Source organism: Guyparkeria hydrothermalis (assembly GCF_023555375.1).
GTDB lineage: Bacteria > Pseudomonadota > Gammaproteobacteria > Halothiobacillales > Halothiobacillaceae > Guyparkeria > Guyparkeria hydrothermalis.
This window is the reverse complement of record NZ_JAJSEE010000007.1, coordinates 39,588-62,716: the sequence shown is the minus strand read 5'-3', so window position 1 is coordinate 62,716 and position 23,129 is coordinate 39,588. Positions and strand designations below refer to the sequence as shown.

16 protein-coding genes and 1 tRNA gene are annotated in these 23,129 nt (G+C 67.8%); 3 read left to right on the top strand and 14 right to left on the bottom strand.

The features are described 5' to 3' along the window. Positions 1–410: 410 nt before the first annotated feature. The 5 genes from LV475_RS09700 to LV475_RS09680 form a co-directional block, all read right to left on the bottom strand. The gene (locus LV475_RS09700) at positions 411–2,660 is read right to left on the bottom strand and encodes a TonB-dependent receptor family protein (protein ID WP_250106213.1); all 2,250 of its coding nucleotides are present in this window, start codon (positions 2,658–2,660) and stop codon (positions 411–413) included. 127 nt (positions 2,661–2,787) lie between these two features. Further along, a complete protein-coding gene (hemP, locus tag LV475_RS09695) occupies positions 2,788–2,970 on the bottom strand; it encodes a hemin uptake protein HemP (protein ID WP_125199421.1) in 183 nt (60 codons plus the stop codon). Beyond that, on the bottom strand, positions 2,967–3,380 hold the full coding sequence (locus LV475_RS09690; protein WP_136866678.1) for an ExbD/TolR family protein: 414 nt from the start codon (positions 3,378–3,380) through the stop codon (positions 2,967–2,969). The genes hemP and LV475_RS09690 overlap by 4 nt, the downstream gene beginning before the upstream one ends. A gap of 3 nt (positions 3,381–3,383) precedes the next feature. Then, positions 3,384–4,121: a MotA/TolQ/ExbB proton channel family protein gene (locus LV475_RS09685; protein ID WP_136866677.1), complete on the bottom strand. Its 738-nt coding sequence runs from the start codon at positions 4,119–4,121 to the stop codon at positions 3,384–3,386. Between the two features lie 96 nt (positions 4,122–4,217). Then, positions 4,218–5,120, bottom strand: coding sequence for an energy transducer TonB (locus LV475_RS09680; RefSeq protein ID WP_250106212.1), 903 nt, complete (start codon positions 5,118–5,120; stop codon positions 4,218–4,220). Positions 5,121–5,366: 246 nt separating this feature from the next. On the opposite strand from LV475_RS09680, the gene LV475_RS09675 reads away from it, so the two are divergent. The 3 genes from LV475_RS09675 to LV475_RS09665 are packed head-to-tail and all read left to right on the top strand — an operon-like array spanning position 5,367 to position 8,060. Next, on the top strand, positions 5,367–6,338 hold the full coding sequence (locus tag LV475_RS09675) for a calcium/sodium antiporter (RefSeq protein WP_136867589.1): 972 nt from the start codon (positions 5,367–5,369) through the stop codon (positions 6,336–6,338). Position 6,339: 1 nt separating this feature from the next. After that, positions 6,340–7,020, top strand: a complete 681-nt coding sequence (locus LV475_RS09670) for a class I SAM-dependent methyltransferase (protein ID WP_136867590.1) — start codon at positions 6,340–6,342, stop codon at positions 7,018–7,020. Continuing rightward, a complete protein-coding gene (locus tag LV475_RS09665) occupies positions 7,017–8,060 on the top strand; it encodes a zinc-binding alcohol dehydrogenase family protein (protein ID WP_136867591.1) in 1,044 nt (347 codons plus the stop codon). Before LV475_RS09670 ends, LV475_RS09665 begins: the two co-directional genes overlap by 4 nt. A 108-nt stretch (positions 8,061–8,168) precedes the next feature. Here the strand turns inward: LV475_RS09665 and LV475_RS09660 are convergent, their stop codons facing one another. The 9 genes from LV475_RS09660 to aroK form a co-directional block, all read right to left on the bottom strand. Then, complete coding sequence (locus LV475_RS09660) at positions 8,169–9,302, bottom strand: glycerate kinase family protein (RefSeq protein WP_282097234.1); 1,134 nt, start codon at positions 9,300–9,302, stop codon at positions 8,169–8,171. 10 nt (positions 9,303–9,312) lie between these two features. Further along, entirely contained in the window at positions 9,313–10,677 is a 1,365-nt protein-coding gene (locus tag LV475_RS09655; RefSeq protein ID WP_250106211.1) for a GntP family permease, read from the bottom strand. A gap of 388 nt (positions 10,678–11,065) precedes the next feature. Next, a tRNA-Ile gene (locus LV475_RS09650) sits at positions 11,066–11,142 on the bottom strand. Between the two features lie 56 nt (positions 11,143–11,198). Then, the gene (rpoD, locus tag LV475_RS09645; protein WP_250106210.1) at positions 11,199–13,010 is read right to left on the bottom strand and encodes an RNA polymerase sigma factor RpoD; all 1,812 of its coding nucleotides are present in this window, start codon (positions 13,008–13,010) and stop codon (positions 11,199–11,201) included. Between the two features lie 249 nt (positions 13,011–13,259). Then, positions 13,260–14,879, bottom strand: a complete 1,620-nt coding sequence (dnaG, locus tag LV475_RS09640) for a DNA primase (protein WP_250106209.1) — start codon at positions 14,877–14,879, stop codon at positions 13,260–13,262. A gap of 147 nt (positions 14,880–15,026) precedes the next feature. Then, on the bottom strand, positions 15,027–19,490 hold the full coding sequence (gltB, locus tag LV475_RS09635; RefSeq protein WP_250106208.1) for a glutamate synthase large subunit: 4,464 nt from the start codon (positions 19,488–19,490) through the stop codon (positions 15,027–15,029). A 303-nt stretch (positions 19,491–19,793) separates the two neighbouring features. Beyond that, complete coding sequence (locus LV475_RS09630) at positions 19,794–21,266, bottom strand: SPOR domain-containing protein (RefSeq protein ID WP_250106207.1); 1,473 nt, start codon at positions 21,264–21,266, stop codon at positions 19,794–19,796. A 40-nt stretch (positions 21,267–21,306) separates the two neighbouring features. After that, positions 21,307–22,425: a 3-dehydroquinate synthase gene (gene aroB / locus LV475_RS09625; RefSeq protein WP_156227799.1), complete on the bottom strand. Its 1,119-nt coding sequence runs from the start codon at positions 22,423–22,425 to the stop codon at positions 21,307–21,309. 106 nt (positions 22,426–22,531) lie between these two features. Continuing rightward, the gene (aroK, locus tag LV475_RS09620; RefSeq protein WP_250106206.1) at positions 22,532–23,071 is read right to left on the bottom strand and encodes a shikimate kinase AroK; all 540 of its coding nucleotides are present in this window, start codon (positions 23,069–23,071) and stop codon (positions 22,532–22,534) included. Positions 23,072–23,129: the final 58 nt, after the last annotated feature.

The window sequence follows — 23,129 nt, the reverse complement described above, 5'->3', positions numbered from 1 at the left end:
GGCTTGCCTCACGGCCGGCGGGTGGCCGGGGTCGGAGCGACATGGACGTCGCTCCGAGGCTCAGCGCGACACGATGTCGCGTCGAGCCGGCCCCGAGACATTCGCCGGTCGTGAGGCTTCGAGGTCGGACGCCGTCCGGCCTCGAAGGCCCGAAGGGCCAAGCCGTGGGGTGTCCTTCTTTTCGCCTCTTTTCTTGGACAAGCAAGAAAAGGGGCTCGCGCGCCGGGCACGGCGGTGGACCAAGGCCACTCCGCGCAACAGGCGGGCGAAACCCTCCGCGTCGGCTCGAGAGATCGGGATCGTTGGCTCGAGCCCGGTCTATAACGAAACGCCGCCTCCAAAAAACAAAACCCCCGGCAAGATCACCCTTGCCGGGGGTTTTTGGTCTCGCGTCTAACGACGTCCTTCAATCAGAAGTCGAACTGCGCCCCGACCATCACGGTGCGCGGCTTGCCCACGCGGAAGCCGGCCGGCCGGATCGCGGCGACGTAGGTCTCGTCGGTGAGGTTTTCCACCTCGGCGAACAGCTTGGCGTGCTTGGTCAGCCGGTAGTTCGCGGAGAGATCGAAGATGGTGCGGGCATCGACCTTCTCGTCCGCCGGGATCGAGCCGCTGCCGGCCACGGCGCGGGTCTCGCCGACGTAGTTGGCCGTGGCGTGGACGCCGAAGCGCTCACCCACCACGCCCGCGGACACCGAGAGCTGGTGCTCGGGGGTGTTGGGCAGTTCGTCGCCCTGGTTCACGTCGCCCCAGGCGCCGTAGTCCGAGTCGAAGCTGTTCTGGAACTCGGTGTCGGTCCAGGTGTAGGCCACGCGCAGCGGCACGTTGACGGCCCAGTCGCGCCCGGCGGCCAGGTCGTACAGGGCGAGCGCCTCGAGACCGCGGACCTGCACCTCGCCACCGTCGAAGGTGTCGCCGATGTCACAGCCGCCGCCGGTCGAGGCGGTGCACTGGCCGACCAGGTTCTCGTAGTCGTTGAGAAAGCCGATCAGTTCGGACTGGAACGCGCCGTTCTGGTAGCGCACCCCGGCTTCCCAGTTGATCGCCTCTTCCTCGTCGGCCTCGCCCACGCCGGTGGGCGCAAAGCCCTTGTAGACGCCGCCGAGCAGCTGCCAGTTCTCGTTGACGTCGAAGGTCGCGCCCAGGCCCGGGATCAGGACGTTGTAGTCGGCGGACTCGTCGTCGCGCGAGATCGTAGTGCGATCGGCGTCGGCATAGCGGGTGCGGTCGATGGCGATCGACTCGTAGCGCAGCCCCGGCGTGACGGCCAGGCGGCCGAAGTCCATGCGGTCCTGGACGAAGGCGGCGATGGTCTTCGCCTCGGTGACGCGGTTACCGGCATCCCCCAGCGCGCCCCGGTCGGTCAGCACCAGCGAGCCGTCGACCATGTCGTACTCGTCCTGCCACTGGAAGCGGTCGATCTCGTCCTCGTGGTAGCGCAGGCCGAATTTCAGGTGATGGTCGATGTCACCGGTGGTGACGTGCCAGTTGGCGCGCGATTCGATGCCCTGTGAGACGTACTCGCGGTTGTTGGCCTTGATGGTGCCGCGCAGGTCGTCGCTGTTCGCGCCGGTGATCCAGCTCATCTCGCCCGCGTAGGCATCCGGGTCGGCGAGGATGCCGGAGATGCCGTTGCCGTCGACGCTGGCGAGCTTGTACCAGTTGCGGTGGAACTCGTTGCGGTACAGCGTGGTGGTCACATCCAGATCCGGATTGACCTCGATGAAGTGGCGCAGCTGGTATTGCGTGTGCTCGGTGTTCATCTCGTCGATCGCCGACCCCGCGTAGCGACGGTACGGCGTGGCCTCGTAGTCCTCGCGGGTCAGGCCGAGATAGGTCTCGTCGATGGTCTTGTCGTCGCGGGCGAGCTTGAGTTCCAGTTCCTGGTAGCGCTCGGCGCTGGCCGGGGTGTTGAGGCGGAACTTGCCCAGGTAGTTCTGGATCTCGTAGCCCGGCTGGTCCGTGCCGCGCTGCGGGGTGTCGAGATCACGGAAGCCGTCGGTGGTGTCCTGGTAGGTTTCCAGCAGGTAGCCGAAGGTCTCCTCGCTGTCGCCGTACCAGGCGTGCAGGCGCTTGGCGTCACGCTCGCCGGCGGAGACCCGCACGCGGCCCTGCGCTTCGCCCGGGATCGGGGTGGAGGTCATGTTGAGCGCGCCGCCGATGGTGTAGGGGCCGTACTCGATCGACGACGAGCCCTTGCGCACCTCGACCGAGTCCATGCGCGCGATATTGGGGAAGTAGTAGGCGGCCGGCGCGGCGTAGGGTGCCGGGGCGATCATCACGCCGTCCTCCATCACCGTGATGCGGCTGTTGCGGTCCTGGTTCGCGCCGCGGATGGAGATGTTGGGGAACAGGCCGTGGCCTTCCTCCTCGGTGACGTAGACGCCGGGCACCTGGCGCAGGACCTTCATCGGGTCGTTGCCGGGGATGGTTTCCAGGGTCTCGTGATCGAGCACGTGCGCCGAGCCGGCGACGTCGCGGATCGCCGCCGAACCGCCAACGATCGAGATGCGGTCGAGCACCGGGCTGGCCGTGACCGGCACGGCCTGGGTGGAGTCCTGGTTCGAGTCCTGGGTGCTCTCTTGAGCGAAGGCGGGCGCGCTCAGTGCCGTGGCGATGGCGGCGGCCAGCGCCCCACGCTGAGTGGGTCGGAAGGTCATGTCAGCTCTCCTGTCGTGTCGTTGTCATGCCGGTAGGAACCGGCCGATTGGCAGTGCTGGCTGGCTTGACCTCCCGCCCGGGTGGGGCAGGGGTCTGGCTGGCTTGCGGGTTAGGGTCTTCCCTCGATTACTTGGTGAGAATCAGCTTGTTGGCGGCGGTGACTCGCAGCTGGTAGCGCTGGCCGTCGTGGCAGATCCAGCATTGGCCGTCGCGCGAGATCAGCTCGCGGCTTTCGATGCAGTGGCCTTGCGCTCCGATCCGTTCGGCGCCCGTCGCCTTGGGTTTGTCCTGGTTGCTGGGCTTGCTCATGGCGTTTCCGGCTCCGAGACGAAACCCAGGCGTTCGATGCCCGCGGTCTTTACCGAGGCCATCGCGCGGGCGACCAGCCGGTAGGGCACGGACTCGTCGGCGCGCAGGTAGACGACCAGCTCGTCGTTATCGCGGCGGGCCTGGATAAGCACGCTCTTCAGGCGGTCTTGCGAGACGGGCTTGTCGTCGAGGTAGAGCTGGCCCTGGCTGTCGAGCGAGAGGGTGACCGCCTCGGGGTCCTCGTCCTGGCGTTCGCTGCTCGCCTTGGGCAGGTCGAGGGTGACCGAGTGGGTGATCACCGGTGCGGCGACGATGAAGACCACCAGCAGGACCAGCATCACGTCGACCAGCGGGATGACGTTCATCTCCGCCATCGGCTCGTCGTGATCGTCGAGTCGACCGAATGCCATGGCTCAGACCTCCGCCGGCCGGCTGGCGGATCTCGTCGACGGTTGCGCGGACGACTGGCGACGCGGCGCTGCCCACTCGGCCAGGTCCGGGTCGTTCATCAGCAGCGAGTGCACGTCATGGGCCGCGGCATCCAGGGTCTGCCGGTAGAGCCGATGGCTGCGGTTGAACAGGTTGAAGAACAGCACCGCCGGGATCGCCGCGGCGAGGCCGGCGGCGGTGGCCACCAGCGCCTCGCCCAGCGGGCCGGCAACCAGGCCCATCGACACGCTCTTGGCCGAGGACAGGTCGATCAGGGCGCCGTAGATACCCCAGACCGTGCCGAACAGGCCGACGAACGGGGCCAGGGAGCCGACCGTGGCGAACAGCAGCTGGCCGGCCTGAAGCCGGGTTTCCTGTCGGTCGAGTGCCTGGCGGATGCCGCGGATCAGGGCCTCGTCGAGGCGTTGGCGGGCCTGGGCATCGCCGTCGAGCGGGCCGCGATAATCGCGCACCGCTTGCAGCCCGGCCCGGGCGAGGGCGGCGGTGGGGTCGTCGCGGCCGGCGAGGCGGGGCTCGAGCTCGGCTGCCCGGTGGCTGCGCGCGATGGCGTCCATGCTGTCGCGCGTCGTGCGTCGACGCTGGATCAGGGCGAACAGCTTGGCGGCGGCAACCGCCCAGGTGGCGAGCGACATGATCAGCAGGGTGAGGAACACCCCGACAAGGACGCCGTCGCCGTGATCGAAGACAAGAAAGAGATCCATCGGACAAGCCCCAGGTTGATTCGGTAGCTGGCTAACCAGCGGCATGATAATCAAGATAAAGCGAAATGCAAACTGTTCGCACTCGCGAAAAGGTTGTTACCGCAGCGTGAATTGCAGCGGCACGATCACCTCGCCTCGCACCGGTTCGCCGCCGCGCGTCGCCGGGTCGAAACGCCACTTGGCGACGGCCTCCTTGGCCGCGCGGTCGAGCCGCTCGTGGCCGCTGGACTGCACGACCGACCAGGTGACCGGTTTGCCCTCGCGATCGACCACGACGCGCAGGCGTACCTCCCCCTCTTCGCGCAAGCGCTGCGAAGCGCGTGGGTAGGCCGGCGGCGGGTTGTCGAGGTAGCCGGCCGAAAAGCCCGGCTCGGTGGTCGGCGCGTCGCTTTCGGCACTGGCCTGGGCCGCCGTCGCCTCGTCGGCGGCGGTATCCGTCGCGGCCTCCGAGACGCGCTCGGGCGATTCGTCGGCCTCGATCGCCGGCTCCGGCTCCGGCTCTGGCTCTGGCTCTGGCTCTGGCTCTGGCTCTGGCTCCGGCTCCGGCTCTGGCTCCGGCGCCGGCTCTGGCTCTGGCTCTGGCTCTGGCTCCGGCTCTGGCTCTGGCTCTGGCTCCGGCTCCGGCTCCGGCTCTGGCTCCGGCTCTGGCTCCGGCTCTGGCTCCGGCTCTGGCTCCGGCTCCGGCTCCGGCTCTGGCTCTGGCTCTGGCTCCGGCTCCGGCTCCGGCTCCGGCTCCGGCTCCGGCGTGGGCGTCGGCATGGGGACGTGATTGGGGGGCGTCGACTTGGCCGGCGAGGGCGGGGCGGGCGTGGTCTCGCTCAGGTCCACCCACTGCGCCTCGACCGGCTCGCCGCCGCCCCGATTGGCCGCCATCAGGACGTCGTCGTCGCGCGTCCACGTCAGCAGGGCCCAGACGATCAGGCCGTGCAGGACGAGGCTGGTAACGGCGCCCGCAAGCCAGACCAGGTGGCGCGGACGGGTAAGGCGAGAGTGGGTCATGGTGACTCGGCGACGTAATGGAGCGAGCAGCGTAGTGAATCGCGAAGGCGGATGCAAACCGGAATGATTCGCAACATAGGGTGGGTGGCGTGGCTCGCCATCACCCCGGTGGGCGTTCTGCAGTAAAGTGCCGCCCCAGGGAAACTCTGCACGAATGCCAGTCTCCGCAGGGCACGCAGAGCGGTATGGCATTCGTGCAGAGTTTCCCTAAACGACCACCAAACGATTCGAAGCGAGGAAATGGCGATGTTGATGCCTGTGTTGGCAGTCCTGGCGGGGCTGGTGTTGCTTGTCTGGAGCGCGGATCGATTTGTCGACGGCGCGGCGGCGACCGCGAAGCACCTCGGGATGTCGCCCCTGTTGATCGGCATGGTGATCATCGGATTCGGTACCTCGGCACCGGAACTGGTGGTCTCGGTCATGGCCTCGTTGGATGGCAGTCCCGGCATCGCGTTGGGCAACGCCTATGGTTCGAACATCGCCAATATCGCGCTGATCCTCGGCCTGACGGCGGTGATCGCGCCGATCGCGGTGCATTCGCAGGTGATCCGTCGCGAGATGCCGATCTTGCTGGCGGTCACGGCCGTGGCCGCCTTGCAGGTTTACGACGGCGAGGTGACCCGCGTCGAGGGCGCCGTGCTGCTCGTGCTGCTGGTCGCCCTGCTCGGCTGGAACATCTACCAGGGCCGACGCGGGCAGGTCGACGCCCTGGGTGGCGAGGTCGAGCAGGAGCTGGTCGCCCACCCCATGCCGCTGAAAAAGGCCCTGATCTGGGTGGCGATCGGCCTGTTGCTGCTGGTGGCCAGTTCCCGGTTGCTGGTGTGGGGCGCGGTGGATATCGCGCAGTTCTTTGGCGTCTCGGACCTGGTCATCGGCCTGACGGTGGTGGCGATCGGCACCTCGCTGCCGGAGCTGGCCTCCTCGATCGCCGCGATCCGCAAGAACGAGCACGATCTCGCACTGGGCAACGTGATCGGCTCGAACCTGTTCAACACCCTGGGCGTGGTCGGCCTGGCCGGCGTGATCCACCCGATGGTCGCCGAACCGGAGGTATTCACGCGCGACATGCTGGTGATGGGCGCGCTCACTCTGGCGCTGTTCCTCTTCGCCTACGGCTTTCGCGGCCCGGGCCGGATCAACCGGCTGGAGGGCAGCGTGTTGCTGGTCGCCTTCGTCGCCTATACCGCCTACCTGCTGAGCACGACCTTCGCCGCCTGACATGCGCGAGGCCTGTCCGCTTTGCGAGGCCCGGCTGTCGCCCTTCGCGACCGTGAGGGCCGGCAGGAAGGAGGGCGGGCGGCCACTGGCCTTCCTCGAGTGCCCATGCTGCGAGCTGGTGGTACGTGACCCGAGTGCCTGGCCGGATCGGGCGGCCGAGCAGGCGCATTACCAGCTGCACGAGAATCGCGCCGATGACCCGGGCTACCGGCGCTTCCTGGCGCCGAGCATCGACCGGATGACCGCCCGGCTTGGCCCGGGCGTGGCGGCGCTGGATTTCGGCTGCGGCCCGGATTCGGCCCTGGTTGCGGTGGCTCGGGAGGCGGGCGCGGCGATGGTGGGCTACGATCCCTTGTTCGCCCCGGACGAGACCCCGCTGCGCGCGTCGGCCTACGATCTGGTCACCTGTACCGAAACGGTCGAGCACCTGCATCGGCCACGGGCGGTATTCGACCGGATTGCCCGTTTGCTGCGACCGGGCGGTTGCTTGATCGTGCAAACGGGGTTTGCCCCGGAGGCCGCGCGCTTTTCGAACTGGCACTACTGGCGCGACCCCACCCACGTGATCTTCTTTCGCGCCCGGACCTTCGAGTGGCTGGCGGCCCTCCACGGCTGGCGGGTGGTGGAGGTCGCCGCACCGGTGGCGGTGTTCGAGATACCGGAAAAGGAGGAAATCGCATGAAAGCGATCGGATTCAACCGTCACTTGCCCATCGACCACGAGCAGGCGTTCGAGGCCTACGAGCTGGCCGTGCCCGAGCCGGGACCGACGGACCTGCGGGTGGCGGTCGAGGCCGTGTCGGTCAACCCGGTGGACACCAAGGTGCGCGCACCGCGTCACCCCGATCCGGATCATCCCGACAACCGGGCCGATCCGGCCCCGCGCGTGCTGGGTTTCGATGCCTGCGGCGTGGTCGATGCGGTGGGTGCCAAGGTCACGCGCTTTCGTCCCGGCGACGTGGTGTTCTACGCCGGCGATATCGGCCGGCCGGGCAGCAACGCCGAATTCCAGCTGGTCGACGAGGCGATCGTCGGTCACGCCCCGCGTGGCACCGAGCCGGCCGACGCCGTGGCCCTGCCGCTGACCGCACTCACCGCCTGGGAAACCCTGTTCGACCGGCTCGGGTTGTCGCCCGACGGCGAGGATGCCGGCACCCCGGTGCTGCTGATCAACGGTGCAGGCGGGGTGGGCTCGATGGCGATCCAGCTGGCCCACGTCGCCGGGCTCAAGGTGATCGCCACCGCCTCGCGGCCCGAGTCGCGCCAGTGGTGCCTCGATCTGGGCGCCGACGAGGTGGTCGACCATTTCGGCGATCTCCCGGCGCAGCTGGCCGAGCGGGGCATCGAGTCGATCCCGGCGATCGCCTGCTTCAACGACCTCGACCGACATTACCCCGCGATGGCGAAACTGGTCGCCCCGCAGGGCCGGCTGGCCAGCATCATCGGCAACAAGACGCCGCTGCCGTTCCACGAACTGCGCGACAAGAGCGTCGGGTTCTTCTGGGAGTACATGTTCACCCGCCCGCGGTTCGACACCCCGGACAAGGGGCGGCAGGGCGAGATCCTCGACACGGTGGCGCGCCTGCTCGACGAGGGACGCCTGCGGACCACGCGGCACGAGGTGTTGGGAGCGATCAACGTCGACAACCTGCGTGCCGCGCACCGGGCGCTGGAGGGTAGACACGTGATCGGCAAGCTCACCCTGGCCGGGTTCGACGGCTAGCGTGTCGCGGCCGGGGCGCTCCCGGTCGATCGTGACGCACAAAACAATCCCCCGGCTGGCCGGGGGATTTGTCGTCTGGGTTGTCCTCTTGACCGGCGCTTGCGCCGCTTACCCGGTGCGCGCGAGGTAATCCTGCATCAGGGCCTGCGTGCGGGCGGTGATCAGGCGGGCCGGTTCGGCCATGGCCTGCTCCAGCGAGGTCGAGCCGTCGCAGAGTGCCCGAGCGTCGGCCAGGCCGAAGGCGGTCAGTTCCGCCTCGCTGCAGGCGATGCTGCCGGCGATCGCCATCACGGGCACCTCCAGTCGTCCGGCACGGCGCACCACCTCGGCGACCACCTTGCCGCGCGAGGTCTGGCCGTCGATCTGGCCCTCGCCGGTGATGACCAGGTTGGACTCGGTGATGGCCGCGTCCAGGCCGATCAGCTCGGCGATGTAGGCCGCACCCATCCGTGCCGTGCCCCCCAGCACGCAGTCCAGCGCGAAGCCGAGCCCGCCGGCGGCCCCGGCGCCCGGGGTGTCCACCGGGCGCTCGAGGTGACCGGCGGTCTCGATGCAGCCGGCGAGCCGCTCGAGGTGACGGTCCATCGCCTCGATCTCCGACTCGGCCAGACCCTTCTGCGGACCGAACACGGGGCTGGCCCCGTGCGGGCCGGTCAGCGGGTTGTCGACATCGTTGAGCACCGTGATCTCGACCTCCGCCAGGCGCGCGTCCAGCGCGGAGAAATCGACCCGTGCCAGGGCACGCAGCGCCAAGGGGTGCGCATCCAGTGCCTGTCCGTCGGCATCGAGAAAGCGCACACCCAGGGCGGCGAGCATGCCCGCGCCGCCGTCGACCGTGCCACTGCCGCCCAGGCCGATCAGCAGGTGACGCGCGCCGGCATCCATCGCCGAGCGCATCAGTTCACCCACGCCACGGCTGTCGAGCTGCCACGGATCGCGACGATCCGCGGGAACCAGGTCGAGCCCGCAGGCCGAGGCCACGTCGATCACCGCCCGCCGGTTGGCGGGATCGAAACCCCAGCCGGCGGTCAGGTGCGTGCCGAACGGGCCATGGACGTCGGACAGGTGCCACTCCCAGCCCAGCGTGTGCGTGATCAGATCCGCGGTGCCTTCGCCGCCGTCGGCCATGGGCAGGGCGCGGATCTGCGCCTTAGGGCGGGCCGCGTGAACGCCGCGCGCCATGGCGGCTGCCACGGCGTCGGCTTCCAGGCTGCCCTTGAAGCTGTCCGGGCAGAGGACCACATGCAAGTCGTCAGACAAGGATCAGCCCCAGGATGTAGATCGTGATCATGGCGCTGATGCCTTGCAGCAGGGTCGCCGTGGTGAAGGTCTTGTAGGCCGTGGAAACCTTCATGCGGCTGAACTGCGAGACCACCCAGAAGAAGCTGTCGTTGGCGTGCGAGACGGTCATCGCGCCGGCGCCGACGGCCATCACGGCCAGGACCATGCCCATGTCCGAATCCAAGCCGAGGTCCGGCAGCAGCGGGGCGACCAGGGTGGAGGCGGTGACCAGCGCCACGGTCGACGAGCCCTGGGCGGACTTGAGCGCCGCGGCGATGATGAACGGCACGAACAGCCCCAGACCGAGGCCGGTCAGCATCGCACCGAGCTGGTCGCCCAGCGGGGTGGAGCGCAGCACGTTGCCGAATGCGCCACCGGCGCCGGTGATCAGGATGATCGGCGCGGACAGCAGGATGCCGTCGACGGTCATCTGGTGGAAGCGATCCTTCTTGTCGCCGCCCTTGACCAGGGTCAGCGCGAAGATCACGCCGATGGCGAGTGCAACGACCGGCTGGCCGAAGAAGATGAAGAAGTCAGCGACAAAGCCGGGTTCGGCGTCACGCGTGGCGAGGCTCGCGATCGAGCCCAGGCAGATCAGCGCGATCGGGGCGATGATCGGCATGAACGAGGCCAGGGTCGACGGCCGATGGGCCATGTCCGGTTCCGGCTCCTCGATCTCCTCGCCGACCGCTTCGCTGATCGGGTCCGGCTCGAGCAGCTCGGCCTCATTGGCGGGGTCGGAGTAGCGGCTGGCCCACAGCGCGCCGACGATCGCGGTCACGGCGGCGACCAGCAGGCCCATCAGGATGACCAGGCCGAGCGAATCGGCAATGCCCAGGTTGGCGGCCGCGGCGATCGGGCCCGGCGTGGGCGGCACGAAGTTGTGGGTGGCGAACAGGCCGGTGGCCAGCGCCACGCTCATGGCGACCACCGAGATGCCGGTCTTCTTCGCCATGGCGTTCTTGAGCGAGTTGAGGATCACGTAGCCCGAGTCGCAGAACACCGGGATCGACACGATGTAGCCGATCAGGGAGACGGTGAAGTTGGGGAAGCGGTCGGAAAGCAGGCGGATGATCGCCTCGGCCATCACGATGGCCGCGCCGGTGCGCTCGAGGATCACGCCGATGATCGTGCCCAGCGCGATGACGATACCGATGTAGCCCAGCGTGCCGCCGAAGCCGTCGTTGATGATGCTGATGGCCTCCTTCGGCGCGATACCGCCGGCGAGGGCCATGGCGAAGGCGGCCAGCAACAGGGCCAGGAAGGGGTGCATGCGCAGTTTCGCTGTCGCGAACACCAGCGCGATCACCACGATGATCAGGCTTGCGATAAGCATGGCGCTCTATCTCCTTGAATGGGGATTGTGGTTCTTGTCGTTTTCGATTCTTGTCATGGTCAGGCGTCGGACGGGAAGCGACGGGCCGCTTCCGGTTGACCGCGCATGACAGGCGCAGTGTAGACCCCATGCCAGGGCGCTGCGATAAAGAATTTCCTGGCGGGGATCAACTGAGTTTGCTGGCTAATAATGTGATCGACAAAACATGAAGGCGGCTTGATGCCGGGGCATGACCTGGTCGGGGGATCAATGCGAGCCGCGTTTTTTGGTGCAAAAACGGTCGGCCCGGACGAGAAAAAGGCCGCGCCGGGATGCCGGGCGGCCTTCGGGTGTCGTCAGGAAGGGGCGTGGTCGGACATGTCTTGCCGGTCGACCGCTTGCCTGGATTTGGTGGGCCCAGCAGGGCTCGAACCTGCGACCAAGCGATTATGAGTCGCCTGCTCTAACCAACTGAGCTATGGGCCCGTGCAGGGGGCGGCGGAGGCCGCCGGGGCCGACGACGAGCCGACCCGGAGAGGGGATTATTCCATCTTCGCGTCGATGAAGCTGCGCAGCTTTTCCGAGCGGGACGGGTGACGCAGCTTGCGCAGGGCCTTGGCCTCGATCTGGCGGATGCGCTCGCGGGTGACGTCGAACTGCTTGCCGACCTCCTCGAGGGTGTGGTCGGTGTTCATGCCGATGCCGAAGCGCATCATCAGCACCTTGGCCTCGCGCGGGGTCAGCGTCGAGAGGATCTCGCGCACGATCTCGGAGAGCGAGGCGTTGGTGGCCGAGTCCAGCGGCGAGACCGCGCCCTGGTCCTCGATGAAGTCGCCCAGGCTCGAATCGTCGTCCTCGCCGATCGGCGTCTCCATGGAGATCGGCTCCTTGGAGATCTTCATCACCCGGCGGACCTTGTCCTCGGGCAGGTCCATCCGCTCGGCCAGCTCTTCCGGGGTGGCCTCGCGGCCCATCTCCTGGAGCATCTGCCGGGAAATGCGGTTGAGCTTGTTGATCGTCTCGATCATGTGCACCGGGATGCGGATGGTGCGCGCCTGGTCGGCGATCGAGCGGGTGATCGCCTGGCGGATCCACCAGGTGGCGTAGGTCGAGAACTTGTAGCCGCGGCGGTATTCGAACTTGTCGACCGCCTTCATCAGGCCGATGTTGCCTTCCTGGATCAGGTCGAGGAACTGCAGGCCGCGGTTGGTGTACTTCTTGGCGATCGAGATGACCAGACGCAGGTTGGCCTCGATCATCTCCTTCTTCGCCCGGCGGGCCTTGGCCTCGCCCAGGGTCACCTGGCGGTTGACCTCGCGGATGCCGCTGACCGGCAGCTGGCTGTCGCGCTCGACGGTGGCCAGGCGCTTGGCCAGTCGCTCGATCTCCGGCTGCACGGCGGCGAACTTGGCCGTCGGCTTGCCCTTGGTGACCTCGGCGATCCACTCGTTGCTGGTCTCGTGGCCGCGGAAGGCGTGGATGAAGGTCTCGCGCTTGATGCCGCCCTTTTCGACGGCCTGCTGCATGATTTGCTTTTCCAGCAGGCGCACGCGGGCGATCGCGTCACGCACCTGCTTGACCAGCTTCTCGTTGAAGTTCGGGTTGAGCTTCAGGGTGATCAGCTGGTCGGCGATCTGGTCGGTGAGTGCCTTGATCTTGGCCGCGTCGGTCTTGGCCTTGCGGCTCTTGGTGGCGACCGCGTGACGCTGCTCGTGCAGGTCCTTGAGGTCCATGATCACCGCGCGCACGGCCTCGACGTCGATGCCGGTGTCCTTTTCCTCTTCCTCGTCGTCCGAGTCGTCGTTCTTGTTGCCGCCGGGCGTCGGAATGTCGTCGGTGAGCACGTGGAAGCCCACCACCACGTCGGCGAGCTTGACTTCCTCGGCCTCGACGCGGGCGTACTGGGCGAGCAGGGTGTCCAGGGTCGGCGGGAAGGCGGCCATCGCGATGGTGACCTCGCGCAGGCCTTCCTCGATGCGCTTGGCGATCTCGATCTCGCCTTCGCGGTTGAGCAAGTCGACCGTGCCCATCTCGCGCATGTACATGCGCACCGGGTCGGTGGTGCGGCCAAATTCCGCGTCCACCTGGGAGGCGAGCACGGCCACGGCCTCCTCGGTGGCCGCGTCGTCGTTGGATACGCGCTGCTCGTCCGACAGGCCCAGGTCATCCTTGTCCGGCGGCGTTTCCGCCACGTGGATGCCCATGTCCTGGATCATGCCGATGATCACTTCGATCTGTTCGGCATCGACCAGCGACTCGGGCAGATGGTCGTTGATCTCGGCGTACGTCAGGTAACCCTGCTCGTTGCCCAGGGCGATCAACTGCTTGATGCTGGTTTGTTGGTCTTGCTGCATCGGCGTGGAACCTGCTCCGGCAATTCGGTGAAAACGTCTGAAAGTCGCGCCGCGGGAGTGCAGGCGCCGAACGTGGCCCGCCCGGTCCCGGGCGGGCCACGTCAGTGGATTGTGGCGGCGCGAGGAGACGTTCGGGCCTCGCGCGGGGTGGCCCGACGAGCCGGTCAATCGGACTAGCTGATGATTCGGGCGTTCCCGTTGGGGAACACGAAATTATACCGCTTTTCGGGCATTTCGTCCATGTCGCGGTCAGTCGGTCGGCGGGCGTCCGCCCGCCAGATTGGCGCACTGCTGCCGTTTCCTTTCGGCCAGTGCCTCGCGCTGGCGCCGCTTCTCCAGGATGTCTCCCAGCATGGTGGCGGCGATTTCCGCGTTTTCAATGCCGACCAGGTTCTGGGCCTCGGCGATCTGGCGATCCTCGGCCGTCAACGTGCCGTCGAGCAGTCGCTGGATCACGGCCGGTGGCTGGCCGCCGTGCCAGACCTCGGCGGGGCGCAGCCGCGCGATCAGACGAGAGTGGGTCAAAGCCAGGCGCAGGATGGCGTGCTCCTCCGAACGTGACGGCGGGGGGCGCTTGGCCGCGGTCGGACCGGTCGGCTGGTTCTCCTCGCGGAACGGGCGCCCGAACAGGCCGTGGTGGCGGTCGACCTGGCGCGCGGTCAGCCGCTTGAGGCTGCCCGGCGGCATGCGCTCGATCAGCTGGTGCGCCTGCTTGTTCTTGCGTGCCCGCGCCGCGGTGTCATCGCCCGGGATGCTCTCGTCGAGGTGGAGGGTCATGAAGCGATCGAAACCCAGCGCTTCCTGCTCGACGAATCGCTCGAACCCGGCCTGGCCGTGGGCGCGCACGAAGCTGTCCGGGTCCTCGCCATCGGGCAGGAAGGCAAAGCGCAGGTCGCGGCCGTCCTGCATCAGGGGCAGGGCGACCGAGAGGGCCTTGACCGCCGCGCGCCGCCCGGCGGCATCGCCGTCGAAGCAGAACACCAGCCGTTCGGTCTGCCGGTAGAGCAGGTCGATCTGCTCGGCGGTGGTGGCCGTGCCCAGGGTCGCGACCACGTGCGGGATGCCGTTCTGCGCCAGCAGGATCACGTCCATGTAGCCCTCGACCACGATCAGCTGGCCGGGGCGCTGGTCGACCTGGCGCGATTCGTACAGCCCGTAGACGCCATAGCCCTTGTGGAACAGCTCGGTCTCGGGCGAGTTGAGGTACTTGGGCTCGCCTGGGCCGATCACCCGGCCACCGAAACCGATCACGTGGCCGCGCGGATCGCGGATCGGGAAGATCACCCGGGCGCGGAAGCGATCGTAGCGGTCGCCATTGTCGCGCTGGATGAGCAGCCCCGTCGCGACCAGCTCCTCGGGACGCGCCCAGCCGCCCATGGCCGCCTCGATGTGGTTGCCCGCCGGGGCGAAGCCCAGCGCGAACCGGGCGGCCGTCTCGCCGGTCAGGCCGCGCTGCTTGAGAAAGTCGATCGCCTCGGGCGAGCGCTTGAGGTTGCCGCGGAACCAGTCGGTGGCCGCGGCGGTGACCTGGCGCAGTCGCCCGATCCGGTCGAGCTTCTCCTGGTCGCCCTTCTCGCGCGGGATCTCGAGGCCCAGCCGGCCGGCGAGATGCTCGATCGCGGTGGGGAAGTCGAGGTGGTCGAATTCCATCAGAAAGCCCACCACGTTGCCGTGCGCCCCGCAGCCGAAGCAGTGATAGAACTGCTTGTCCGGGGTGACGTAGAACGACGGCGTCTTTTCCTGGTGGAAGGGGCAGCAGGCGGCGAACTCCTTGCCCTTCTTCTTCAACGGCACGCGCGCGCCGATCACCTCGACGATGTCCGAGCGGCCCACCACCTCCTCGACGAACGCCTCGGGGATCCGGCTCATCGGGGCCTCCGGGTAGCGCGGCTCGAGCGGGCGGGCGCGTGGTCGTAGTTTTTGCGGCACGCGAACACGACGAGACCGGTCACCCCGGGGAGGGTGACCGGTCCCGGTTTGGCGACGGTTCGAGCAATGCCCGATCCGTGCATGGCCTTACGCCGCGTTGTCGAGCAGGTCGAGCAGGTCGCCGATTTCCATCGCCTTCGGCTTGACCAGCCAGAATTTCTGCAGGTAGGCGTCGAAGTCCGCGAGGATCTCGTGGGCGCGCGCGCTGTCGGTGCGGCGGGCGTGCTCCTCGATGATCGAACGCAGGTGCTGGCGATGCGGCTCGAGCTCGGCGGCCTGCAGGCGGTGGATGTCGACCAGCTCGTGGTTGTAGCGATCGACGAAATCCTTCGCCTCGTCGAGGACGTAAGCAAACCCGCCGGTCATGCCGGCACCGAAGTTGATGCCGGTCGAGCCGAGGATGGTGACGACACCGCCGGTCATGTACTCGCAGCCGTGGTCGCCGCAGCCCTCGATGACCGCCTGGGCACCCGAGTTGCGCACGCCGAAGCGTTCACCGGCCTGACCGGCCGCGTAGAGCTTGCCGTTGGTCGCGCCGTACAGGCAGGTGTTGCCGATGATCGGCGTGTCGGCCGTGGCGAAGCTACTGCCCTTGGGCGGGTAGATCACGATCTCGCCGCCGGCCATGCCCTTGCCGACGTAGTCGTTGGCATCGCCCTCGAGCTCCAGGTGCAGGCCACCGGCGTTGAACACGCCGAAGCTCTGACCGGCGATGCCGGTGAACCGGAGCTTGATCGGGTGATCGTTCATGCCCTGGTTGCCGTGACGACGGGCGATCTCGCCCGAGACCCGCGCACCGATCGAGCGGTCGGTGTTGCGGATCGGGTAGCTGTACTCGCCGCCGGTCTTGCCCTCGATCGCCGGCATGACCTCCTTGACGATCTTCTCGGCCAGCAGCCCCTTGTCGTGCGGGTCGTTGTGCGGCGCGACACAGCAGTTGGGCGCGTCCGAGACCATGCCCGCGTCGGACAGGATCTTGGAGAGATCCAGGTGGCGCTGCTTGTCGGTGGCCGCCTCGCGCAGCTCGAACAGGTCGGTGCGGCCGATCAGCTCCTCGATCGAGCGCACGCCGACGCTTGCCATCAGGTGACGCGCCTCCTCGGCGATAAAGCGGAAGTAGTTGACCAGCTTGTCGACCTCGCCCTTGAAGTGCTCCAGGCGCAGCACCTTGTTCTGCGTGGCGACACCGGTGGCGCAGTTGTTCAGGTGGCAGATGCGCAGGAACTTGCAGCCGATCGCGATCATCGGGCCGGTGCCGAAGCCGAAGCTCTCGGCGCCGAGGATGGCCGCCTTGACCACGTCCAGACCGGTCTTGAGACCGCCATCGGTCTGCAGTCGGACCTTGTCGCGCAGGTCGTTCGCGCGCAGGGTCTGGTGCGCCTCGGTCAGGCCGAGCTCCCAGGGTGAGCCGGCGTACTTGACCGACGTCAGCGGGCTCGCGCCGGTGCCGCCGTCGTAGCCGGAGATGGTGATCAAGTCGGCGTAGGCCTTGGCCACGCCGGCGGCGACGGTGCCCACGCCCGGCTCGGAGACCAGCTTGACCGAGACCAGCGCCTGCGGGTTGGTCTGCTTGAGGTCGAAGATCAGCTGGGCGAGATCCTCGATCGAGTAGATGTCGTGGTGCGGCGGCGGCGAGATCAGCGCCACGCCCGGGCGGGCGTAACGCAGCTTGCCGATGAACTCGTCGACCTTGTGGCCCGGCAGCTGCCCGCCTTCGCCGGGCTTGGCGCCCTGGGCGATCTTGATCTGCAGTACCTCGGCGTTGACCAGGTAATGCGGCGTGACGCCGAAGCGGCCCGAGGCGATCTGCTTGATCTTGCTCATCTTCGGCGTGTTGAAGCGCGCCGGGTCCTCGCCACCCTCACCGGAGTTCGAGCGGGCGCCCAGGCGGTTCATCGCCTCGGCGATGGTCTCGTGCGCCTCCGGGGAGAGCGCGCCCAGGCTCATGCCGGCTGAGTCGAAGCGCGAGACGATCGACTCGATCGACTCGACCTCGTCCAGCGGGATCGGATTGACGTTTTCCTTGAGGCGGAACAGGTCGCGGAAGGCGGCCACCGGACGTTCGTTGACGTGGGCGGCGTATTCCTCCCACGCCGTGTAGTCGTCTTCCTTGACCGCCTTCTGCAGCGTCTGGACCACGTCTGGGTTGTAGGCGTGGTACTCGCCGCCGTCGATGTACTTCAACAGGCCGCCCTGGCGCGGCAGCTTCCGCTTGGTGAAGGCCTCCTTGATCAGGATCTTCTGGTCGGCCTCGAGATCGACGAAGCGCGCGCCGGCGACGCGGCTGGTGGTGTCCTTGAAGCAGAGATCGACCACGTCGTCGGCCAGACCGATGATCTCGAACAGCTGGGCGCCGCGGTAGCTCGCGATCGAGGAGATGCCCATCTTCGACAGGATCTTCTTCAGGCCCTTGTTGATGCCCTTGACGTAGTTGCTGGCGAGCTTGTCGGCCTGCTTGACGTCGATCTGGTTGCGACGACGCATGTCGTTGATCGACTCGAAGGCGAGATACGGGAACACGGCGGTCGCGCCGTAGCCGATCAGCACGGCGTTGTGATGCGAGTCACGCGCGGTGCCGGTCTCGACCACGATGTTCGCGTCGGTGCGCAGGCCCTCGCGGATCAGGCGGTGGTGGACCGCGCCGGTGGCCAGCAGGGCGTGGATCGGCAGGCGGTCGGCGGCAATGTGGCGGTCGGAGAGGACCAGCACGGTGTGCTCGCCCTTGATCGCGGCGACCGCCTCGTCGGTGATGCGACGGATGGCCGCCTCGAGGCCTTCCTCGGGCGCGTAGTTGAGCTCGATGCGCTGCGAGGAGAATTCCTTGTCGGCAAGCTTCGTCAGTGCCTCGAAGCGCGCCGGGCTGAGGATCGGGCTTTCGAGCTGCACGCGATGCGCGTGCTCCGGGGTCTCCTCGAAGACGTTGCGCTCGCGACCGATCAGGGTCTCTAGCGACATGACCACCGCCTCGCGCAGCGGGTCGATCGGCGGGTTGGTGACCTGGGCGAACTGCTGGCGGAAGTAGTCGAACAGTGAGCGCTGGGTCTGCGAGAGCACGGCCATCGGCGTGTCGTCGCCCATCGAGCCGATCGCCTCCTGGCCGTTCTCGGCCAGCACGCGGATCACCTGGTCGCGCTCCTCGAACGAGAGCAGGAAGGCCTTCTCGTAGGTGCGCACGGTGTCGGCGTCCATCGGCTCGAGCGAGAGCACTTCCTCGTCGGCGACCGAGTGCTTGAGGCGCACGGACTGCTCGCGCAGCCACTGGCGGTAGGGCTTGCGGCCCTTGAGGCGGCCATCGATTTCCGGCGGCAGCATCAGTTCGCCTTCGGCGGTGTCGACGGCGACCATCTGGCCCGGGCGCACGCGGCCCTTCTTGACCACGTCGTCGGGCGCGTAGTCCCAGACGCCGATCTCGGAGGCGAGCGTGATGTGGCGATCCTTGGTGATCACCCAGCGCGCCGGGCGCAGGCCGTTGCGGTCCATGGCGCAGGCGACGAAGCGGCCGTCGGTCATGACGATGCCGGCCGGGCCGTCCCAGGGCTCCATGTGCAGGGAATTGAATTCGTAGAAGGCGCGCAGGTCGGCGTCCATGTGCTCGACGTTCTGCCAGGCCGGCGGCACGATCAGGCGCATGGCGTGGATCATGTCCAGACCGCCGGTGATCAGCACCTCGAGCATGTTGTCCATGGACGAGGAATCCGAGCCGGTGGTGTTCACCAGCGGCTGGATGCGGTTCATGTCCGGGATCAGCGGCGAGGAGAACTTGGCCGCGCGCGCCAGGGCCCAGTTGCGGTTGCCGCGGATGGTGTTGATTTCGCCGTTGTGGGCGAGATAGCGGAACGGCTGGGCCAGCTTCCACTCGGGGAAGGTGTTGGTCGAGAAGCGCTGGTGGAAGACCGCCTGTGACGATTCCAGCTCCGGATCGTTGAGGTCCTTGTAGAAGCGCGGCAGGTCCTCGGGCATCAGGAGGCCCTTGTAGGAGATCACCTGGCTCGCGAGCGACGGGATGTAGAAGTCCGGGTCGTCCTGGATCAGGTTCTCGGCATCCCGGCGCGCGACGAACAGGGCCGCGTTGAACTGGGCCTCGCTCATGCCCTCGGTCGGGGTGATGAACAGGTGCTCGATCTCCGGACGCTTCTCGGCCGACATCTCGCCCAGTACCGACGGGTCGGTCGGCACGGTGCGCCAGCCGGCGAGGTTGAGCTCTTGCTCGGCGATCGCGCCGATCAGCGCCTCGCGGGCGCGCTCGCGCTTGGCCTCGTCACGGGAGAAGAACACCACGCCGACGGCGTAGATCTCGGGCAGGTCGATGCCCTGAGCGCTTGCCGCCTTGCGGAAGAAGCCGTCCGGCTTTTTCAGCAGCAGGCCGCAGCCGTCGCCCGACTTGCCGTCGGCGGAAATGCCGCCGCGGTGGGTCATGCGAGCCAGCGCACCGATCGCGGTCGATACCAGGCCGTGGCTGGCCTGGTCGTCCATGTGGGCGATCAGGCCGAAGCCGCAGTTCTCTTTCTCGAAACTCGGGTGGTACAGACCTTGGGTGGGGGCTTGGCTCATGAGTTGCGCAACCTCTTGGATTCTTCCGGCTTGCCGGGCGAGCGACGCTCATCCCGCCCTCGGCTTGGTGGCCCGGCCGTGCCGCCGGCGCGCAGTGTCATGCATGCGCCAACAGCCCAGGTGCCGACCGTGGTTCGATGGGCGCCCGTATCCGGGGGATTTGGGCAAAATGGGCCGGAATTTTACCGGCCCGGCAGGAATCAGGCAAATCGGGGCGCCGGCACGTCACCGCCGCGGGGCAGGCAGGTGACGTGCCGGAGACGGCGTGGCGCGGCTTGCCTGGCGGCCGTGCCGCGAGGCCCCTCAGCTTGCGGGGTCGGTGAGTCGGTCCTGGATCGCCCCGACGGAGCGTGGGTAGGGCTTGAGCTCGCGCAGGGCGGTCGGCAGGGCGTCGATGGCGTGCGCGGCGCGCTCGGCCGAGGCGAAATCGCCGAAGGTCACGGTGTAGAGGACCTTGCCGTTGACCGCCTGGGTGTAGATGCGCCATTGCTCGCGCGGCTGCTCGTCGGTCGCGAAGCGCTCGATCATCGACTCGGCCCCCTCGAGCTTGCCGAAGGCAGCCAGCTGGATCGCCGCCCGGGCGCGCGGCTGATCACGGAACCAGGCGTTGTCCACGTCGGTCGGCGGCGTGGACGCGGCGGTGCCTTGGGCGTCCTCCGTTACCGGGGTCGTGGTCGCATCGGCGGCCCGTTCGCCCGCCTCGGTGGAGTCGCCGCCATCGGTCGGTTCGGTGGCCGCGGTGTCGCTCGAGGTGACCTCGGCGGTGCCGGATGCCTCGGCCTCGTCTGTGCTTTCGTCCGGGAACGGCACGTGCGGCGGCAGGCCGTGATCGGGCAGCGCGGCGGTGTCGGTTTCGCTGGCGGGCGCCTCCTCGGTCTGGCTGTCCGCACCGCTTGCGCTCCCGCTGTCGGTCGGCTCGTCAGTCGTTTCCCGCTCGGTTTTCTCCGTGTCGGCCGGCGCGGCTTGACCGGTCTGCTCTGTCGACTCGTCCAGCGCGATCGCGCGCTCGCTGCTCGACTGGGTGGGATCATCCGACCGGCCGAGCAGGGCGAACACGCCAATGGCGACGACGGCGATGCTGATGACCGCGGCGATCAGCAGGGTCGGGCTGGTCCAGATCGGGCGATTGGCCGGGGTTGGTCGCGGGCCGTCGTGACCACGTCCCGCCGCCGAGGCGGATTCGACGCGGGGAGACTCGCTGGGCGCGTCGGCTGCGGCACTCGTGCCTGCCGCGGTGGCCGCGCTGGTTGCGGCACCCGATTGGGTGGTGCCGAGCAGCTGGACGCAGTGCAGGTCGGCGACCAGTCCGGCGAGTGGCTGAGCCGTTTCGGTCTGCTCGCAAAGGCCGGCAGCGCCGACCAGCAGGAACAGGATGCGTTCGCGGGCCAGCTCGTGCGACTGCGTGATCAGGTCGAACAGGGCGTCGGCGGCACTCGATGCCAGCCAGTGATCGGCGTTCTCGACCACGATCAGGAGTCGATCCTGCCCCTCGAGCGCGGCCGTGGCCGCAGTGATCAGTTGGTCGATCGTCTCGATGCCCGCGGACAGTTGCAGCAGGGTGCTCAGTTGGTCGATCAGGGCGGCCGAGCCGTTGCCGCTGTCGGCACGCAACACCACCGGGCGGACCTGGCGGGGCAGCTTCTGGCCGATCAGCTTGACGAAGGCGCGCCGCTCGGCGGCCGAGTCCCCCTCCACCACCATGAACCGGTCGGAGTACTTGGCGTACTGGACGATTCGTTCGGCCTGTTCCAGGGCGTGTTCCGTCGCTTCGGTCATGGCAGCATCCTTCGTTGCTTGAATCGGGGAATGGGGGTGGTCAGGCGGTCGCGCGCGTCGCCTCGATGGTGGCGCGGATGGCCTCGTCGTCGACTCGATCGACCAGGCGTGCCTGGCCGAGTCGGCCCAGCAGCACCAGTCGCAGGCGACCGTCCTCGACCTTCTTGTCGCTGTCCATCAGCTCGCGCAGTCGCTCGGTCGACAGCTCGGCCGGTGCCCGCGTGGGTAGACCGGCCGAGGCGATCAAGGTTTCGATGCGCTTGACGGTCGCCGCGTCGATCAGCTCGAGGCGATGGGAGAGATCGGCGGCCATGCACATGCCCGCACCGACTGCCTCGCCGTGCAGCCAGCGCCCGTATCCCATGCCGGCCTCGATGGCGTGGCCGAACGTATGGCCCAGGTTGAGCAGGGCGCGGATGCCGCCTTCGCGCTCGTCCTGACGGACGATCTCGGCCTTGATCAGGCAGGATTGACGGATGGCTTCGGTCAGTGCGCCGCGGTCGCGCTGGCGCAACGCGTCGACGTTGGCCTCGATCCAGTCGAGGAAATCCTCGTCCCAGAGCAGGCCGTACTTGATCACCTCGGCCAGTCCGGCGGAAAGCTCTCGGTCGGGGAGGGTGTCGAGGCTGGCGGTGTCGGCCAGCACGCAGCGCGGCTGGTAGAACGCGCCGATCATGTTCTTGCCGCGCGGGTGATTGACGCCGGTCTTGCCGCCGACCGAGCTGTCGACCTGGGCGAGCAGCGTCGTGGGGACCTGGATGAAGGGCACGCCGCGCTGGAAGCTTGCCGCGGCAAACCCGGTGATGTCGCCGATCACGCCGCCGCCGAGGGCGATCAGCGTGGTCTTGCGATCGGCCTGCTTTTCCATCAGGAAATCGTAGATGCGCTCGAGCGTCTCGAGGTTCTTGTACTGCTCGCCGTCGGGCAGGGCGATCAGATCAACGCGTTTGCCGGCGGCCTCGAGGGCCTGAGTCAGACGCTCGGCGTAGAGCGGCGCGACGGTGGTGTTACTGACGATCACCGCACGGGACGAGGGGATGAACGGTACAAGCTCGTCGCCATCGATCAGCCCGGCACCGATAAAGATCGGGTAGCTGCGCTCGCCCAGGTCCACGTTGACGGTGGTGGGTTGCGAGATGGAGGAGGCGGGATCGGTCATGATCGGTGCCCTGTCGGCTGCGGTTCGTCAGATGGCGCTCCCCGTCGAAGGGGGGCGTGTGGCCCCGGGGGCGATTCATCCCGGGGCGACCTGTGCGAAGTCTACATCAACCGCGTGGGTTGTCGTCGGTCTCGAGCCCGTTCTGACGGCTTGCCGCCAGGATGCGATCGGCCATCGCTCGCGGCGTCTGCCCGCCGGTCTCCAGCACCACGTGGGCGGTCCCGCGGTAGAGCGGGTCGCGCTCGTCCATCAGGCGCTGCAGGGTCGCGCGGCGGTCGCCGTTCTGCAGCAGGGGGCGCTGGGTGTCGTGCTGGGTGCGTTCGAACTGGCGTTCCACCGAGGTGAAGAGATAGACCACCAGGCCGTTTTCCCGCAAGAGCTTGCGGTTGTCCTCGCGCAGCACGGCCCCGCCACCCGTGGCGAGCACCATGCCTTGGCCCGCAGTGAGGTCGGCGAGCATGTCGTGTTCCCGGTCACGAAAACCGGCCTCGCCCTCGATGTCGAAGATCAGCGGAATACTCGCCCCGGTACGTTTTTCGATCTCGCGATCGGAGTCGTGAAATTGCCAGCCGAGGCGGTTGGCCAGTATTCGACCGATGGTCGTTTTTCCGGCCCCCATCGGGCCGATCAGGATGATATTGCGCATGTGACCCGATTATACCGACAGGGCAAACGAAAAACCCCGCCGAGGCGGGGTTGGTCAT